Source organism: Mycolicibacterium boenickei, from assembly GCF_010731295.1.
Lineage (GTDB): Bacteria > Actinomycetota > Actinomycetes > Mycobacteriales > Mycobacteriaceae > Mycobacterium > Mycobacterium boenickei.
Window position 1 is genome coordinate 2,339,818 of the sequence record NZ_AP022579.1, and the last position, 14,733, is coordinate 2,354,550.

Annotated in this window: 18 protein-coding genes and 1 riboswitch; of the genes, 7 read left to right on the plus strand and 11 right to left on the minus strand. The window is 69.1% G+C overall.

Annotated features, from left to right (window positions below):
• Positions 1-53 precede the first annotated feature (53 nt).
• Positions 54-2,312 carry a helicase-associated domain-containing protein gene (locus G6N57_RS11080; RefSeq protein WP_097926451.1) on the minus strand — a complete coding sequence of 753 codons (2,259 nt, stop codon included), beginning with the start codon at positions 2,310-2,312 and terminating at the stop codon, positions 54-56.
• A gap of 94 nt (positions 2,313-2,406) precedes the next feature.
• Between G6N57_RS11080 and G6N57_RS11085 the strand changes: the two genes are divergently transcribed.
• The 4 genes from G6N57_RS11085 to G6N57_RS11100 are packed head-to-tail and all read left to right on the plus strand — an operon-like array spanning position 2,407 to position 4,016.
• Entirely contained in the window at positions 2,407-2,604 is a 198-nt protein-coding gene (locus tag G6N57_RS11085) for a hypothetical protein (RefSeq protein WP_036447637.1), read from the plus strand.
• 2 nt (positions 2,605-2,606) lie between these two features.
• Entirely contained in the window at positions 2,607-3,080 is a 474-nt protein-coding gene (gene moaC, locus G6N57_RS11090) for a cyclic pyranopterin monophosphate synthase MoaC (RefSeq protein ID WP_077740450.1), read from the plus strand.
• Complete coding sequence (locus G6N57_RS11095; protein ID WP_077740451.1) at positions 3,077-3,562, plus strand: MogA/MoaB family molybdenum cofactor biosynthesis protein; 486 nt, start codon at positions 3,077-3,079, stop codon at positions 3,560-3,562. Before moaC ends, G6N57_RS11095 begins: the two co-directional genes overlap by 4 nt.
• Positions 3,563-3,587: 25 nt before the next feature.
• Positions 3,588-4,016 (plus strand): molybdenum cofactor biosynthesis protein MoaE, encoded by a 429-nt coding sequence (locus tag G6N57_RS11100; protein ID WP_075919232.1) that lies wholly within the window; start codon positions 3,588-3,590, stop codon positions 4,014-4,016.
• Between the two features lie 3 nt (positions 4,017-4,019).
• Here the strand turns inward: G6N57_RS11100 and G6N57_RS11105 are convergent, their stop codons facing one another.
• The 4 genes from G6N57_RS11105 to G6N57_RS11120 all read right to left on the minus strand — a co-directional run bounded on the left by G6N57_RS11105 (position 4,020) and on the right by G6N57_RS11120 (position 6,960).
• On the minus strand, positions 4,020-4,793 hold the full coding sequence (locus tag G6N57_RS11105) for a transglycosylase family protein (protein WP_163646623.1): 774 nt from the start codon (positions 4,791-4,793) through the stop codon (positions 4,020-4,022).
• A gap of 8 nt (positions 4,794-4,801) precedes the next feature.
• A riboswitch (cyclic di-AMP (ydaO/yuaA leader) is annotated at positions 4,802-4,986 on the minus strand.
• Between the two features lie 247 nt (positions 4,987-5,233).
• Positions 5,234-5,497, minus strand: a complete 264-nt coding sequence (locus tag G6N57_RS11110; protein ID WP_077740452.1) for a MoaD/ThiS family protein — start codon at positions 5,495-5,497, stop codon at positions 5,234-5,236.
• Positions 5,498-6,571, minus strand: coding sequence for a GTP 3',8-cyclase MoaA (gene moaA, locus G6N57_RS11115; RefSeq protein WP_097926208.1), 1,074 nt, complete (start codon positions 6,569-6,571; stop codon positions 5,498-5,500). It lies immediately after the preceding gene.
• Complete coding sequence (locus tag G6N57_RS11120; protein ID WP_065460009.1) at positions 6,568-6,960, minus strand: YccF domain-containing protein; 393 nt, start codon at positions 6,958-6,960, stop codon at positions 6,568-6,570. The genes moaA and G6N57_RS11120 overlap by 4 nt, the downstream gene beginning before the upstream one ends.
• Positions 6,961-7,122: 162 nt before the next feature.
• On the opposite strand from G6N57_RS11120, the gene G6N57_RS11125 reads away from it, so the two are divergent.
• On the plus strand, positions 7,123-7,533 hold the full coding sequence (locus G6N57_RS11125) for a cold-shock protein (protein ID WP_003884584.1): 411 nt from the start codon (positions 7,123-7,125) through the stop codon (positions 7,531-7,533).
• Positions 7,534-7,618: 85 nt separating this feature from the next.
• Entirely contained in the window at positions 7,619-8,635 is a 1,017-nt protein-coding gene (locus G6N57_RS11130) for a glutathione S-transferase family protein (protein WP_077740454.1), read from the plus strand.
• Here the strand turns inward: G6N57_RS11130 and G6N57_RS11135 are convergent.
• Positions 8,632-9,144 (minus strand): DUF2771 domain-containing protein, encoded by a 513-nt coding sequence (locus G6N57_RS11135; RefSeq protein WP_077740456.1) that lies wholly within the window; start codon positions 9,142-9,144, stop codon positions 8,632-8,634. The two genes, G6N57_RS11130 and G6N57_RS11135, sit on opposite strands and share 4 nt — an antisense overlap.
• Positions 9,141-10,751, minus strand: coding sequence for an MFS transporter (locus G6N57_RS11140; protein WP_234815765.1), 1,611 nt, complete (start codon positions 10,749-10,751; stop codon positions 9,141-9,143). The genes G6N57_RS11135 and G6N57_RS11140 overlap by 4 nt, the downstream gene beginning before the upstream one ends.
• Before the next feature lie 141 nt (positions 10,752-10,892).
• Between G6N57_RS11140 and G6N57_RS11145 the strand changes: the two genes are divergently transcribed.
• Entirely contained in the window at positions 10,893-11,687 is a 795-nt protein-coding gene (locus tag G6N57_RS11145; RefSeq protein WP_077741894.1) for a DUF3027 domain-containing protein, read from the plus strand.
• Between the two features lie 12 nt (positions 11,688-11,699).
• On the opposite strand, the gene G6N57_RS11150 is transcribed toward G6N57_RS11145, so the two are convergent.
• The 4 genes from G6N57_RS11150 to G6N57_RS11165 form a co-directional block, all read right to left on the minus strand.
• Positions 11,700-12,446, minus strand: coding sequence for an alpha/beta fold hydrolase (locus tag G6N57_RS11150; RefSeq protein ID WP_077740457.1), 747 nt, complete (start codon positions 12,444-12,446; stop codon positions 11,700-11,702).
• Positions 12,443-13,882: an FAD-dependent oxidoreductase gene (locus G6N57_RS11155; protein WP_234815756.1), complete on the minus strand. Its 1,440-nt coding sequence runs from the start codon at positions 13,880-13,882 to the stop codon at positions 12,443-12,445. The genes G6N57_RS11150 and G6N57_RS11155 overlap by 4 nt, the downstream gene beginning before the upstream one ends.
• A 116-nt stretch (positions 13,883-13,998) precedes the next feature.
• Entirely contained in the window at positions 13,999-14,451 is a 453-nt protein-coding gene (locus G6N57_RS11160) for an SRPBCC family protein (RefSeq protein WP_077740460.1), read from the minus strand.
• Positions 14,452-14,460: 9 nt separating this feature from the next.
• A complete protein-coding gene (locus G6N57_RS11165) occupies positions 14,461-14,724 on the minus strand; it encodes a DUF2530 domain-containing protein (RefSeq protein ID WP_077740461.1) in 264 nt (87 codons plus the stop codon).
• Between the last annotated feature and the right edge of the window lie 9 nt (positions 14,725-14,733).

Consider the following 14,733-nt stretch of genomic DNA (forward strand, 5'->3'; position numbering starts at 1 on the left):
CGTTGTCACATCGCCATATTGGTGAACGGCTCTGTGAGCACGCTGTGTCGTGGCTAGTCGGTGTCGGCCGATACCACCGACGTGACGCGATGGATGGCGAACTCCCGCACTCGCCCGGCGGCCGGATCGAATGCGGTGAGCTGACCGCCGCGCACGTTGATGGGGGAGACCACCCGCTGCGTGGCCACCCCGGCGGGGTCGACGTAGCCGATCACCACGGAGGTCTGGTTGATCGCGGCGTCCTGCAGCTGGGTGATGGCCATCGCCGGGTCCAGGCGGACACTGGCGAACGGCCCGGACGCCACCTTGCGTAGGACCGCGACGATCGCGCCGAGGGTCTGGGCGGTCGGTGGGGTGGGCGGCCGGTAGACGCGGCGGCGGGTCGGTGCGACGACGCGCGAGCCGCGGGCCCTGATGTCGACGACGGTGCCGGTGGAGTCCTCGGCGGCCGGAGCGAACCCGGCCTCCCGCAGCACCGTGAGTACGTCGGCGATCGGGGCCTGCGACACCGCCACGGTCGGGGCGAGCAGCCGCAGCTCGAGGCGGTCGGCGCCCGGCGACGCGACCGCCTGTGCCAGCAGTGCGGGATCCTCACATCGCAGGAACGACGTGGCCATGCCGACGCGCAGCTGGCCGTGGCGGCGCGCGACGTCATCGATGAGGTACGTCAACCCTTGGGGCACGGGGGTTTTCGAGTGCTTCTCGAACAGGGTGTGCAGCTCGCTGGCGGTCCGGCCGGCATCGAGTGCACGCCGGATGGACGGTTCGCTGATCCGGTAGACCATGGCCGCACCCGCCGATTCGACGGTGGCCACCTCGGCCAGGTGCTCGGCCAGATCCCGCTCCAGCGGGCCGGGCACGATCACGGTGAGATCGGCTTGCAACAGGAAGTGGTCGAGCGGTTTGGGCAGCGCCTTCTCCATAGCCGCCAGCACGTCCTCGTCGGGGTCGCCTGCCAGCAGGCCGCGGGCCGGTGTGCTGATCGCGCCGCGGCCCACCATGCCCAGCGAATGCGCTTCGGCGAGCAGGCCACTGACGGTGGCCGGCTGCAGCCGCGCCGCCCAGCGCGGCCGTCGCCACACCATCGCTCGCGCTGCCTCGGGGCCGTCGACCCCGGTGCCCGCCGGCAGCTCGGCGAGCACGCTCAGCATCAGCCGGCGGTCCAGTGGCGCCGCGGTCGAGTACAGCGAATCCGACAGCGCGGCAAAGGGTTTGTTGTCCGGCCCACGGCTGCCGATCAGTGCGGGGCGGGCCGGCAGGTCCAGCCAGGTTGCGGCCAGCAGGTGCCAGCGAGCGGCGGTGGAGGACTCGACGAACCGGTCGGCGGCCACCGTCGGCGCCCAGTAGGGCCCGGTGCCGTCACCCGGGTCCGGTTCGGGCATCCCGGCCGCGATCAGCCCCGCGCCCGCGGCCAGCTCCAGCAGTAGCCCGAGCCGGGGTTCGTCGATGCCGGTGGTCTTGGCCAGGCGTTTGACGTCACGCACCCCGAGACCGCCGTTGCGCAACTCGGGAACCGGTGTGCTGCCCAGGGTTTCGATGATCAGGTCGATCTCGCGCAGCAGGTCGATGGCCGCACCGGCAGCCACCGCGTCCACATCGGCGGGCGTCGTCGACGTCGTCTCGAGTGCCGGTGCGGTCAACTCCACCGGGCCGGGTGCCTCGCCGCGCATCACCTGGCCGACCACCCGTGGCAGGATCACCGTCTCGTCGTCGATCCGGCGCAGCAGCCCGGCCTCCACCAGCCGCGGCACCGGACGGTCGGGCGGGGTGCCGGGTGCCGCGTCGCGCGTGCGGCCCATGGGCGAGCCCTCCAGCAGCCGGGCCAGCAGATCGCTCTGGGCTTCGTCGAGCCCCTCCAACAGGGCGGCGATCTCGTCGGCGCCGCGGTCGGACACCTCGACGGCGGCCTGGCCGACGAACCAGGGCAGACCGGCGGCCGCCTCGGGCGCCACCCGGACGGTCGCGTCGCCCCACACCAGGGCCCGCTCGCGCAGATCCTCCAGCGCGGTCGTCACATCATCGGCGCCGACGCGCTCGCCCAGCAGGTCGCTCACCTCGGACACCGGGACCGGGCGGGTGTCGGCGTGCAGCACCAGCAGCGCATCCAGGACGGCCAGCCGCAGGAAGTCCAGGGAATCGGTGGCAGCCTTCACCGACTGACGTGAGGTGGCGCGCGCGGCAAGCGCGGCGATGGTTCCCGGTGGCGGCTGGCTCAGGTCGGGCCGCAGTTCCAGCAGGCGGATGAGGCCCTTGTCGTCGAGGTCGGACAGCCAGGCACCCAGCGGGAATCCGGGAGTCTGTGCGGCGGTCATATCCTGACCAGCGTAAAGCAGCCCGCGCTGGACCTCCCCCCGGTCGCTGCGCTCTCCCCCGCCGGTCTCGCCTCCGGTGAAGGAGCCTGCCACAATGTGGAGCGTGGCTGACAACAAGAAGAACCATTACGTCGACAACGGCTGGCCCGTGCTCTCCGATGGCGATGATCACGCCGTGAGCGAGCTCGCCACCGACCGCACCGGCGCACTGTCCCCGTTCGGTGACGTGACCTTCCCATTGCCGGCCGAAGAGCTGCCCTTCATCCAGTCGGCCACCGTCGTCAACAGGTAACAGTGGGACTGTCGCACCTCGACGAGTCTGGCGCGGCACACATGGTCGACGTCTCGGCCAAGGACGTCACCAAACGCACCGCGTCGGCCGTGGGCACCCTGCACACGCGGCCGGACGTGGTGGCCCTGATCGCCTCGGGCGGCCTGCCCAAGGGCGATGCCCTGGCCACCGCGCGGGTGGCCGGAATCATGGCCGCCAAGCGGACTCCCGAGCTGATCCCGCTGTGCCATCAGCTGGCGCTGACCGGCGTCGACGTGGATTTCGACATCCGCGATGCCGCGGTGGCCATCACCGCCACCGTGCGCAGCACCGACCGCACCGGCGTCGAGATGGAAGCTTTGACCGCGGTGAGCGTCGCCGCCCTGACGCTGTACGACATGATCAAGGCCGTCGACCCCGCCGCACGCATCGACGACATCAAAGTGGTGCGCAAAGAAGGCGGTAAAACGGGATTGTGGGAAAGAACAACACAGTGACGCGTTCGGCGCGGGTCATCATCGCCTCTACCCGTGCCGCAGCAGGGGTGTACGACGACCGGACCGGCCCCCTCATCGTCAGCTGGCTCTCCGACCGCGGATACGACGTCACCGAGCAGGTGGTGGTCGCCGACGGACACGCCGTGGGCGATGCCCTACGCGCGGCCCTGTCGGAGCGCGTCGACCTGATCATCACCTCCGGGGGCACCGGTATCTCACCGACCGACGCGACCCCGGAATCCACCATGTCGGTGCTCGACTATCAGATTCCCGGGCTGGCCGATGCCATCCGGCGGGCCGGCGCGCACAAGGTGCCCACCGCGGTGTTGTCCCGTGGCGTATGCGGCGTCGCCGGGCGCACCCTGATCGTCAACCTGCCCGGGTCGCCCGGCGGGGTGAAGGACGGGCTGGGCGTACTGGCCGGAGTGCTGGAGCATGCCCTGGACCAGCTCAGTGGAATGGACCATCCGTCGCACCGATGAGCGCTTGCGCGAAGAGGAGACAAATATGAGCGCAACCGTCGTACGTGTCGAACTGACCGAGACGCCGATCTCGCTGACCGAGTACGAGGCACTGGTGGCTCATGAGGCGGCCGGCGCGGTGGTCGGGTTCTCGGGGGTGGTGCGCGATCACGACGGCGGCCGCTCGGTCACCCGGCTCGACTATTCCGCGCACCCCAACGCTCTTCAAACCTTGCAGGAGGTGGCCGCCGAGGTGGCCGCGCAGGCCACCGGCGTGCGCGCGATCGCGGTCAGTCACCGCATCGGAACCCTGCATATAGGAGACGCCGCCCTGGTGGCCGCTGTGGCAGCGGACCATCGCAGAGCGGCGTTCGAAACCTGTGCCCACCTCGTCGACACCGTCAAAGAGCGGCTACCGGTGTGGAAACACCAGTACTTCTCCGACGGCACCGACGAGTGGGTCGGTTCGGCCTGAAACTCAGCCGTTGATGACGACGTTGCCGTCGAGGCCCTGGTTCTCGATGGCCTGCTGGATCTGATCGACGTAGCTGACCGGCTGCACGGGGGCAGGAGCCGCTTCGGGTGCCGGGGCCGGAGCCTCAGGGGCGGGAGCGGGGGCTTCAGGAGCCGGGACCTGCAGCGCGGCGTCGGCGATCGGGGCGGCCTCAGGAGCTGGGGCCAGCGCGGCGTCCATCGGGGCGGCCTCGGGAGCCGGGGCCTCAGGGGCCGGCGGCAGCGCTTCGGGGGCGGGCGGCAGCGGGGCGTCCATCGGGGCAGCCTCGGGAGCCGGGGCGGGAGCCTCGGGCGGCGGCGGCAGTTCACCGTTGACCGCGGGCGCATCCAGCGGGGCAGGAGCAGGCTCGGCGACCACGTTGCGCGGGGTGGAGCCCGACAGGCCGCGGCCGCATACCGGCCAGGCGCCCTTGCCCTGGCCTGCCAGCACGCGTTCGGCGACGGCGATCTGCTGTTCCTTGGTGGCCATGTAGGCCGCCGGGGCGTACTCGCCACCGCCGTTGGAACGCCACGTGCTCGGCGAGAACTGCAGCCCGCCGTGGTAGCCGTTGCCGGTGTTGATCGCCCAGTTGCCGCCGGACTCGCAACGAGCCACGGTGTCCCACTCGCCGTCGGTGGCGGCCATCGCCTGTCCGGCCAGTGCGAGGCCGCTTCCACCGAGCACGGCGCCGGTGAAGGCGATCTTGGCGACATTCTTTGCTGAGGATGCGGAAGCAGGCTTGCGATGCCGTCCACTCATAAGCGTGAAGGTCCTCTCGTATGCGCCCACGAGGTCAGCTGTCGGGTTCGGGCTGGAGAGGTAGCCCGGCCGGCGTCGTCGAAACGGCGACGGCTTCACCCCAAGGGGCCGCAAGCGGCTCCTGGTCCTGAATTAAATCGGTGGACCGGTTGGGTCCCCCGCCTCCATCCTTGTTGTTCGTCGTTAACCCCTGCCCGATGGATGGAGCTCGGCGCTTCGGTATGGGGTAGGTCAACTGATTAGGGTCCGTTGACTTGGGAATGAACGGTAACTGCTGCCCGCAATCCCGTCACCTTTAGCGGCCTCGGGCGTTTTGCCCCTGAGCAAACTCTAAAAGTTGTTTAAAGGTGCAGGTTATTTTCGCGTTGTCGCAGGTGGGTGCGGCGCTCCACCGCGCCGTAGCCAGCTCGTGACCATTTCGTTATGTGATGCAAATCACGTTAGCCGCCGGCGAAGGGCGGTAACACATCGATGGTCTGATGCGTTGATACCGGCTTGTCCATATCGCGGACCGCCATCCCGTCCGACAGGTATGAGCAGCGCTTTAGCACTCGCGCGAGCTCGGCGTCGCGACCGCTGAGATGCTCGACGAGCGTCGCGATCGTGGAATCCTTTGCTAAATCTAACGTTTCCGTATCAACTCCGGCCGCGGCGGCTGCAGCGGCGAAATAACGGACCGTCACGGCCACGGTGTGCTCGGTCATCTAGCCGCCGATCGCGCTCATCGGGCGCACGGGTTGCACGAAGTCCGGGTCGTTGATGCCGTGCCCGGCGGGCTTGGCCCACATCGCCGTCCGCCAGGCTGCTTCGATGGCGTCGTCGTCGGCGCCCCCGCGCAGCAGCCCGCGCAGATCGCTCTCCTCCGTGGAGAACAGGCAGCTGCGGACCTGGCCGTCGGCGGTCAGCCTGGTGCGGTCACAGGCCGAGCAGAAGGCGTGCGACACCGAGGCGATCACCCCGACGGTGCCTGCCGGGTGGTCGGTGCTCGCGGAGACCTGCCACAGCTCGGCCGGCGCGGAGCCGCGCGGCTTCGGATCGGGCCGCAGGTCGAAGTGGCGGCCCAGGGTGGTCAGGATGGCCTCGGCGTCGATCACGGTGCCGCGCTGCCAGGTGTGCCCGGCGTCCAGTGGCATCTGCTCGATGATCCGCAGCTGATATCCGTGATCCAGGCAGTAGCCGAGCAGGTTCACCACGTCGTCGAGACCCGAGATGGGATCGAGCACCGCGTTGACCTTCACCGGCTCCAGCCCGGCCGCCTTGGCGGCCGCCAGGCCGTCGAGCACGTCGGCCAGCCGGTCCCGGCGGGTGATGCGGGCGAAGTGGGTGGCATCGACGCTGTCCAGCGACACGTTGATCCGGTTCAGCCCGGCCTGCTTGAGGCCGGCTGCGCGCCGGGCCAGCCCGATGCCGTTGGTGGTCAGGGTGATCTCCGGCCGTGGCTGCAGCGCTGCCGCGGCGGCCACCACATCCTCCAGATGGCGGGTCACCAACGGTTCGCCACCGGTGAACCGCACGCTGGTGATGCCGAGCCGGGTGACGGCGATGCGCAACAGCCGGCTCAGTTCCTCGGCGCTCAGCAGCGCCTCGCCGGGCAACCAGTCCAGCCCCTCGGCCGGCATGCAGTAGGTGCAGCGCAAATTGCACTTGTCGGTCAGCGAGACCCGCAGGTCGGTGGCGGCACGGCCGTAGGTGTCGACCAGCGGCCCCGTCGTCGGCGCTGGGCCGAGAGGCGGGGCGGGGCGGTGTATCGAAGGCAGCCCGAGCGGGGTCAGGGTCATACCGCGGCCTTCAGCGAGTCGACCGGGACGATGTCCTTGCCCAGTGGCACCAGCGAGACCGGGATCATCTTGAGATCGGCCAGCGCCAACGGGATTCCGATGATCGTGACGGCCATGGCCACCGCGCTCACCAGATGGCCGAGCGCCAGCCACCAGCCGAACAGGATGATCCAGATGATGTTGCCGACCAGCGCACCGGGCCGGGTCCCTGGCTTGTCGACGATGGTGCGGCCGAACGGCCACAGGGCATAGGAGGCGATGCGCAGCGAGGCGAACCCGAACGGGATCGTGATGATCAGCACGAAGCAGATCAGGGCGGCCAGCAGGTATCCCAGCGCCAGCCACAGGCCGCCGAAGATCAACCAGATGATGTTCAGAATCACTCGCATTACCGGCGCATCTCTCTTCCAGAGGTGGTTTCAAGCCTACCGAGTAATAGGGGTGAAGCACCGGGGGAGGGCCGAGTAAGATCGCTCCATCGCGTCCCGGCGCTGACGGGACGCGAACTTTATGTGTGTATGTAGTTCTGACAAGACGAGCGGGTGAGTGCAGTGCCGACCGGCAAGGTGAAGTGGTACGACGCCGAAAAGGGCTTCGGCTTTGTGTCCCAGGAGGACGGTGAGGACGTCTATGTGCGGTCCTCGGCGTTGCCCGCGGGTGTCGAAGGCCTCAAGGCCGGTCAACGTGTCGAGTTCGGCGTCGCCGCAGGCCGTCGTGGCCCGCAGGCGTTGAGCCTCAAGCTCATCGACCCGCCGCCGAGCCTGAGCCGGGCCCGGCGCGAGGCCGAGCGTCCCGAGCACAAGCACACTCCCGACGAGCTGCACGGCATGGTCTCGGACATGATCACGCTGCTCGAGGACATCGTGCAGCCCGAGCTGCGCAAGGGCCGCTACCCCGACCGCAAGGTCGCGCGCCGGGTGTCCGAGGTGGTCAAGGCCGTCGCGCAGGAGCTCGACGCCTAGTACCCGTGCGCCGAACGTCGGCTTGTGTTCGAGGATGTGTTGATTTCTCGAACACAAGCCAACTCTCGACGGGCATGCTGGGCTCATGACCCAGGGCTCCTACGTCGCGACCGGCAGCGGTGAGTTCAACCGCGACACCAACTACATCACCACCAGGATCACGGCCGATGGCCGTGACGGCTATCCCGTGGAACCGGGTCGGTACCGGCTGATCGTCGCGCGAGCCTGCCCGTGGGCCAACCGCACCATCATCGTGCGGCGGCTGCTTGGCCTGGAAAGTGTTCTGTCCATTGGCTTTTGCGGACCGACCCACGACGCGCGCAGCTGGACGTTCGACCTCGACCCCGACGGCCTCGACCCGGAGCTCAAGATCCCGCGGTTGCAGGATGCGTACTTCAAGCGGGACCCGTCCTACCCGAAGGGCATCACCGTGCCCGCGATCGTCGAGGTCGCCACGGGCGCGGTGGTGACCAACGACTTCGCCCAGATGACGCTGGACTTCTCCACCGAGTGGACGGCGTACCAACGCGAGGGGGCCCCGCAGCTGTACCCCGAGCCGTTGCGCGACGAGATCGACACCGTGGCCAAGCGCATCTACACCGAGGTCAACAACGGCGTCTACCGGTGCGGTTTCGCCGGCTCACAGGAGGCTTACGACGCCGCGTATGACCGGTTGTTCACCGCGCTGGACTGGCTGACCGACCGGCTGAGCACCCAGCGTTACCTGGTGGGCGACACCATCACCGAGGCCGACGTGCGACTGTTCACCACGCTGGCCCGGTTCGACCCGGTCTATCACGGTCATTTCAAGTGCAACCGGGCCAAGCTCGCCGAGATGGACGTGCTCTGGGCGTACGCGCGGGACCTGTTCCAGACGCCGGGCTTCGGTGACACCATCGACTTCGTCCAGATCAAGCAGCACTACTACATCGTGCATTCGGACATCAATCCGACACAGATCGTGCCCAAGGGGCCGGACCTGGCCAACTGGCTGACGCCGCACGGTCGGGAATCGTTGGGCGGCAGGCCTTTCGGTGACGGCACTCCGCCGGGGCCGACACCTGAGGGGGAGCGGGTACCGGCCGGGCACTCGGCGGGTTAGCGCGCGTCGGCCGGCTGTCGGTCCGGCCAGACCGTGCTGACCGACCACTCGGCGTGCGGCAGGGCGAACTCCTCGCCGTTCTGGTCCTGCACCAGGGTCAGCATCTGGACCGCCAGCCCGGTGAGCCGGCCCCGGTTGGGATCGACCGTCGGGATGGTGACGGCCAGCGTCGTCTTGGGCGCGTAGTACGTGACCGTCGTGTCGATCGGGTTCTCGTACACCCGCAACAGCCGCCACGGCGCCCGGGCGACCGAACTGGGCACCGAGAGCTGGACCGGGCTCTCCTTGGTGACACGCAGCTCGCCGGCATCCCGCGGTTCCTTGCAGTCGTCGAGGTTGAGTACCTCGCAGTACTGGAACGGCCCGACCCGCACCGCGTGCCCGTGCGAGTACGCACTGATCTCCGGCAGCTGGTCGCCGTGTGAACTGTGCAGTCGCCAGACCCCGGCCGTGGTGCCGGCGATCGCCAGCACGACCACGGCGGCCAGGGCCGCCAGAGCGCGTTTCATCGGGACTCCCACTGTGCTGTCGTCGGGGCTGCGGCGGAATGACTGCCGCCTTCGGGTGCGGCGTGGACCGGGCGGTTACCGCCCAGGCCGGGAATCAATGATTCGCCGCGGTAGCTCACGATGGTCTGCGCCAGGCCCAGTATCAGCACCGCCGTGATGGTAGTGAACCCGACTGTGAGGTCTGTATAGATCAGCACCCCGGTGGCGCCGCCGGCCACCCAGGCCAGTTGCAGCACCGATTCCGACCGGCCGAACGCCGAGGCCCGCGAGGCCTCCGGCAGGTCGTCCTGCAGGGACGCGTCCAATGACGCCTTCGCGATGGCGCTGGCGGCCGAGGTGACGAGGGTCGCGCCGGCGGCGACCAGAAGGTTTCCGGTCAGCGCGGTGGCCAGGGCGACGGCGGTGACCGCGGCGGCGGCCCGCACCACCAGTTGCGCGGGGTGGCCGAGCTTGAGCCGCGCGGCGGCGATGTTGCCGCCGAAGTTGCCGATCCCGGCCGCGGCCCCGATCAAGCCCAGGATGAGCAGCTGTTCCCAGCCGCTGGCCTCGTGGGATTTGGCGACGAACGCCGGGTAGAGGAACAGGAACCCGACCATCACCTTGATGGTGCAGTTGCCCCACAGCGCGGTGATGGTGTTGCGGCCCAACGGCTGACGCTCGGCCTTGGGCTTACCAGGGTGTCGGCGCAGCTCACCATGGCCGTCCGATTGACCGTGGTAGCTCAGCGTCGTGGGCACCTCGCCCTCGGTGACCTCGACCCACTTCGGGATCCGCATGGACAGCACCGCGCCTGCGACGCTGACGGCTGCCACCACGTAGAGCGCGCCGGGCAACTCGGCCACGTTGAACAGGTACTCGGCGCCTGCGGCGATGCCGCCGCCGACCACCGTGCCGCCGAGTAGGCCGAAGGTGGTCAGCCGCGAGTTCACCCGGACCAGGTCGATCGACGGGGGCAGCACGCGCGGGGTCACCGCACTGCGCAGCACGGAGAAGGATTTGGACAGCACCATCATTCCGAGCGCGCACGGATAGAGCACCCAGGAGGGGTAGCTCCCGGTGGCGCCGTCGTAATTGGCGATCAGCACGATGATCAGCACGGTGCGCAACGCGAACGACGCGGCAAGGGCCATGCGGCGGCCGTGCTGCAGGCGGTCGAGTGCGGGCCCGATCAGCGGGGCGATCACCGCGAACGGGGCGATGGTGATCAGCAGGTAGAGCGCGACCTTGCTCTTGGATTCCCCGCTGGCCGCGGCGAAGAACAGCGTGTTGGCCAGGGCCACGGCCATGGCCGCATCGACCGCGAAGTTCGCCACCACCGGCCAGGTCAGCGCCGTCAGCCCGGACTTGTCGGCGCCGTCGGCGGTGGCCGCACGATGTACGAAACCGTACATCCGGGAACCCATTTCGCGGCTGCGCGCGGCGGCTGCCCGGGTGACGGTGACCCGCTCGCCCGCGGCCGACCCGACCCCGCGGGGCTGTGCCGCGTCGTCGGGCGTGGAGTGCGCGGCGGTGTGCTGCTCGTCGAGCGGCGGCAGCCAGCGGTTGGAGCTGGGCACCGAGTGCCTGCGTGGCCGGCGCGGCGTCTCATCGCTGGGATAGTTGGCCATTCCGGGATGTTCCGCGCCGTGGTCGGCCGGCGGCCGCGGCGGGTAGTAGGTCACCCCCTGATTCTCTCTTATCCGGGGTGCCGGCGGCCGACAGGCGACCGGTGTGGCCCGGGGTCGCCCCGATCAGGCACTATGGAGGCGATGGAAAGCGTGACCGAACCAGCTGAGCAGGCCTGCGAATCCGACCGGGAGACCGGCCCGGCGGCACCGTCGCCGGAACAGGAGGCGTTGCTTTCGGGTGCCGCCGAGCAGGCGCGCGCGGCGCTGATCGAGTTCAGCGGCGAGGGCGCCGTCGGCGAATACCTGGGCGTGAGCATCGAAGATGCCGCCTCGGCCACGCACCGATTCCTCGCTGACCTGCCTGGTTACCGCGGCTGGCAGTGGGCTGTCGTGGTGGCGGCCTACCCGGGCGCCGATCACGCGACCATCAGCGAGCTGGTCCTCGTTCCGGGTCCGACAGCGCTGCTGGCACCGCAGTGGGTGCCGTGGCAGGACCGGATCCGTCCGGGCGATCTCGGGCCGGGCGACCTGCTGGCCCCGCCGCCCAACGATCCTCGTCTGGTTCCGGGGTACGTGGCCACCGGGGATCCGCTGATCGACGACGCGCCGCTCGGCCTCGGCCTCGGCCGGCGCCAGGTGCTCAGTGAGTGGGGCCGGGCGCAGGCGGCGCAGCGCTGGCACGACGGCGAGTACGGGCCCGGTTCGGCGATGGCCCGCTCGACGCGCCGGGTCTGTCGCGATTGTGGGTTCTATCTGCCGCTCGGCGGCGCGCTGGGCGCGATGTTCGGGGTGTGCGCCAACGACTTGTCGGCCGACGGGCATGTGGTCGAGGCCGAGTACGGCTGCGGGGCCCATTCGGACACGCCGCAGCCTCCGGGCACCGGGTCTCCGATGTACGAGCCGTACGACGACGGCGTGCTCGACACCGCCGAGTGACGGGATCGGCCGTTAGCCGACGCTGTCCCAGAAACGGGTGAGCACTTCCGCGGCGCGTTCGGGGTCCTGAACCATCCACCAGTGCCCGAGTCCTTCGAGCACTTCGGTACGGGCACCGGCCCGTTCGGCGGCGCGCTGCCGGATCTCGGCGGAACCGATGTAGGGATCCTCGGTAGCCAGCAGCGAGAGTCCGGGCCGCGCCTGCGCGCGATCCAAACCGCGCCCGGCTTCGGCCATCGCGGGCTGCCGCGCCGAGCGATAGAGGGCCAGGATCGCCCGGCCCATGTCCGGCCCCTGGGCCGAGGCGATGGATGTCGCGACGTCGAGGGGTATGTCCAGCGCGGCCATCTGGGCGGCCCGGTCTGCCACCGACCCGCCCAGCATGGTCTCCACCAACTGCTCTCCCTCGTCGGGCGTCTGCCACACCTGGGCGAGGTCGTGCCAGGTGTAGTCCGGATCGAACAATCCGACCACGTCGCTGGCCCAGCTGCGCACGAGTTCGGGGCGATGCATCACGAGGTTCATCACGTGGCCGCCGCCCCAGTCGTGACCGAGCAGGTCGACGGGTTCGGCGATGGTTTCGAGTTCCGCTTCGAGCCAGTCCCGGTAGGCGAGGTAGGTGGCCGGAAATCCGTCGGGGAGCGGGGCGCCGAAGCCCGGCGGCGACAGCCGCGTCACGTCGTCGCGACCGAGAGCATCGACGAGCGGCCCCCAGATCGCGTCGGTCTCCGGATTGCCGTGCACCAGGACGATCGTCATGTAGGCATCCCATCACGCCGCGCCAGTTCAGGGGCGGCGAATGGTTCTTGCCGCGGCTGCGAACCACGTTGGCGGCGACGGTGATTGGCTCGGGCCACTCGGTAGACGAACGTCGGATGGAAGAGCCGGGCCGGCGGGTCGACCAACCCGGTGACCCTGAAGAACTGCGCGTGCACGTCGGCGTCGGTCTCGCAGGCGGCCAGGATCCGCTCGACGTAGCGGCCGGTCAGCCGCATCGATCGGGTGCGGTGTCCTTCCACTTCGGGAAAGGCCAGATCAGATCCGGCGGCCAGGCCCCATGCCAAGCCGATTGATTTGGCCGCCGCGCGGAAGTACCGCCGGGGCAGGTCCGCCGAGCCGCGGCGCAAACTCTCACGCAGCGCCACCGCGTCCATCGCGGCCACCGACATTCCCTGTCCGTAGATGGGATTGAAGCTGCACATCGCGTCGCCGCAGACCAGCAGGCCGGCGGGGAATCGCCGCATCTTGTCGTAGCGCCGCCATTGGCTGCACGGCAACCGATGCTGGACGACCGGCGCGACGGGCTCGCCCGCCCGCAGCGCAGCGACCAGATGCGGAGGCGCGAATTCCTCGACGTACGAGATCATCCCGGCCAGATCCCGCGGCGGCTCGTGCCCCAGCATTCCGTGGGCGGTGAAGATCGACACGTCGTTCTCGTAGTTGAACAGGAACATCCCGGTCGGCCGGCCGGGCACGGGGCTGATGATGACGAGCATCTCCTCGAGCGCACCCGGCGGGATCCGCATGGCCTGGCTGACGTAGGTGGTGTGCATGACGATGCGGTCCTCGACCGGGCGTCCGTAGCCGAGCTGTTCGAGGCAGGCCGGCGTGTGTGCGGCGCGGCCCCTGGCGTCCATGGTGAGGTCGGCGGTCAGCTCCCGTTCGGCCCCGGTGGCGCGGTCGACGACGCGCGCGCCGGTGATCCGTTCCCGATCCGCCGTGGCGGTCAGTTCGGCCACGTCCTGGCCGCCGAGGATCGTGACGTTGTCGATGGCTGCCAGCCGGCGCCGGATGTGGCATTCCAGCAACGGCCTGCTCGGCTGGTAGAGCGCCATCTCCTGGTAGTCGGCCGGGGTGCCCGGCGCCTTGCCGGACCGCAGCATGAGGTGCCCGCCGTAGCAGATGTGGAACCGCGACAGTTCGCCGTCGTCCCAGACCGGGGCGCCCTCGGCCACCACGTCGTCGAGCACCCCGGGAAAGAGCTCCCGGGTCGTCCGAGCTCCCTGCGCCAACAGGGCGTGCACGTGCCGGCCCTGCGGAACACCCCGGCGATGGACCGGGTCATCGGACAGTTCGTCGCGTTCGACGACCGTGACGGTGTCGTAGAAGTCAGAGAGCACCCTGGCGGCGAACAGGCCGCTGATACTCCCGCCGAGAACCAATGCATGCTCACCGAGTTTGACCATGGCTGTCATCCTCGGACCGGACGAAGGCGCCGCCTAGAGTAGTCAGCTACCCGAATCGATACAGGTCACAGATACTTTTGATGGCAAACAGTCTGAGCGCCAACGAATTCAGCGCCGGTGCGGGCTCAGTTCTCGGCGGCTGCCTTGATCCGCGCGAGCGATGCCTTCATGCCGTCGACCAGTTCGTCCTCGAAGCTGGGCACTCCGCCGAACAACGCGCCGACCAGAGCGTTGGACACCGCCGTGGTGCCGTTCTCGGCGTGCCGGGATTCGGTCACCCGGGTGCCGGTGTCGGTCGGTTCCAGTTCGTAGCTCCAGATGGTGTTGTTGCCCTCCACCAGAAACGCCAGCCGCTTGTTGTCGACGACCTCGGTGAGGCGTGACGTGGTGGGCCAGAACACGAACTTGCGTCGGTTCAGATTGAAGGTGCGGGTTCCAGGACGCAGTGGGCCGAGGGTCTTCATGTACCTGCACTGCGGGCTCCACTGCGGCATCCGGCTCAGGTCAGAGATCAGCCCCCACACCTTTTCGACCGGTGCGTCGATGTCGATGGTGGCTTGCAGCAGGGGTGCGGCCATGGTGTCTCCTCAGGTCAATCCGCTTTGTGCGCCGCGGGATCCGCGGCGCACGGCACGGCGCTGGATCAGAAAGATGGTCGTGCCGAGAACGCCGATTGCCAGTCCGGCGAGTGTGAACGGCCGCCAGTGTTGCAGACCGCTGACGGTGAAGGCCACGATGGTGGCGATCAGCCAGCCGGTGGCGATCACGACGATCACCGGCCACGGTTCCAGCAGCGCGGCGGGCAGGGCCGGGGGCTGGGGCTCCGGCGCGTCGTTGGTGTCCTCGGTCATCGGTGACCA

Excerpts from the sequence above, each read along its gene's own strand:
- G6N57_RS11080 (WP_097926451.1), bottom strand. The coding sequence starts at position 2,312 with ATGACCGCCGCACAGACTCCCGGATTCCCGCTGGGTGCCTGGCTGTCC.
- G6N57_RS11085 (WP_036447637.1), top strand. The coding sequence starts at position 2,407 with ATGTGGAGCGTGGCTGACAACAAGAAGAACCATTACGTCGACAACGGC.
- G6N57_RS11100 (WP_075919232.1), top strand. The coding sequence starts at position 3,588 with ATGAGCGCAACCGTCGTACGTGTCGAACTGACCGAGACGCCGATCTCG.
- G6N57_RS11105 (WP_163646623.1), bottom strand. The coding sequence starts at position 4,793 with ATGAGTGGACGGCATCGCAAGCCTGCTTCCGCATCCTCAGCAAAGAAT.
- G6N57_RS11110 (WP_077740452.1), bottom strand. The coding sequence starts at position 5,497 with ATGACCGAGCACACCGTGGCCGTGACGGTCCGTTATTTCGCCGCTGCA.
- moaA (WP_097926208.1), bottom strand. The coding sequence starts at position 6,571 with ATGACCCTGACCCCGCTCGGGCTGCCTTCGATACACCGCCCCGCCCCG.
- G6N57_RS11120 (WP_065460009.1), bottom strand. The coding sequence starts at position 6,960 with ATGCGAGTGATTCTGAACATCATCTGGTTGATCTTCGGCGGCCTGTGG.
- G6N57_RS11130 (WP_077740454.1), top strand. The coding sequence starts at position 7,619 with ATGACCCAGGGCTCCTACGTCGCGACCGGCAGCGGTGAGTTCAACCGC.
- G6N57_RS11135 (WP_077740456.1), bottom strand. The coding sequence starts at position 9,144 with ATGAAACGCGCTCTGGCGGCCCTGGCCGCCGTGGTCGTGCTGGCGATC.
- G6N57_RS11140 (WP_234815765.1), bottom strand. The coding sequence starts at position 10,751 with ATGGCCAACTATCCCAGCGATGAGACGCCGCGCCGGCCACGCAGGCAC.
- G6N57_RS11145 (WP_077741894.1), top strand. The coding sequence starts at position 10,893 with ATGGAAAGCGTGACCGAACCAGCTGAGCAGGCCTGCGAATCCGACCGG.
- G6N57_RS11150 (WP_077740457.1), bottom strand. The coding sequence starts at position 12,446 with ATGACGATCGTCCTGGTGCACGGCAATCCGGAGACCGACGCGATCTGG.
- G6N57_RS11155 (WP_234815756.1), bottom strand. The coding sequence starts at position 13,882 with ATGACAGCCATGGTCAAACTCGGTGAGCATGCATTGGTTCTCGGCGGG.
- G6N57_RS11160 (WP_077740460.1), bottom strand. The coding sequence starts at position 14,451 with ATGGCCGCACCCCTGCTGCAAGCCACCATCGACATCGACGCACCGGTC.
- G6N57_RS11165 (WP_077740461.1), bottom strand. The coding sequence starts at position 14,724 with ATGACCGAGGACACCAACGACGCGCCGGAGCCCCAGCCCCCGGCCCTG.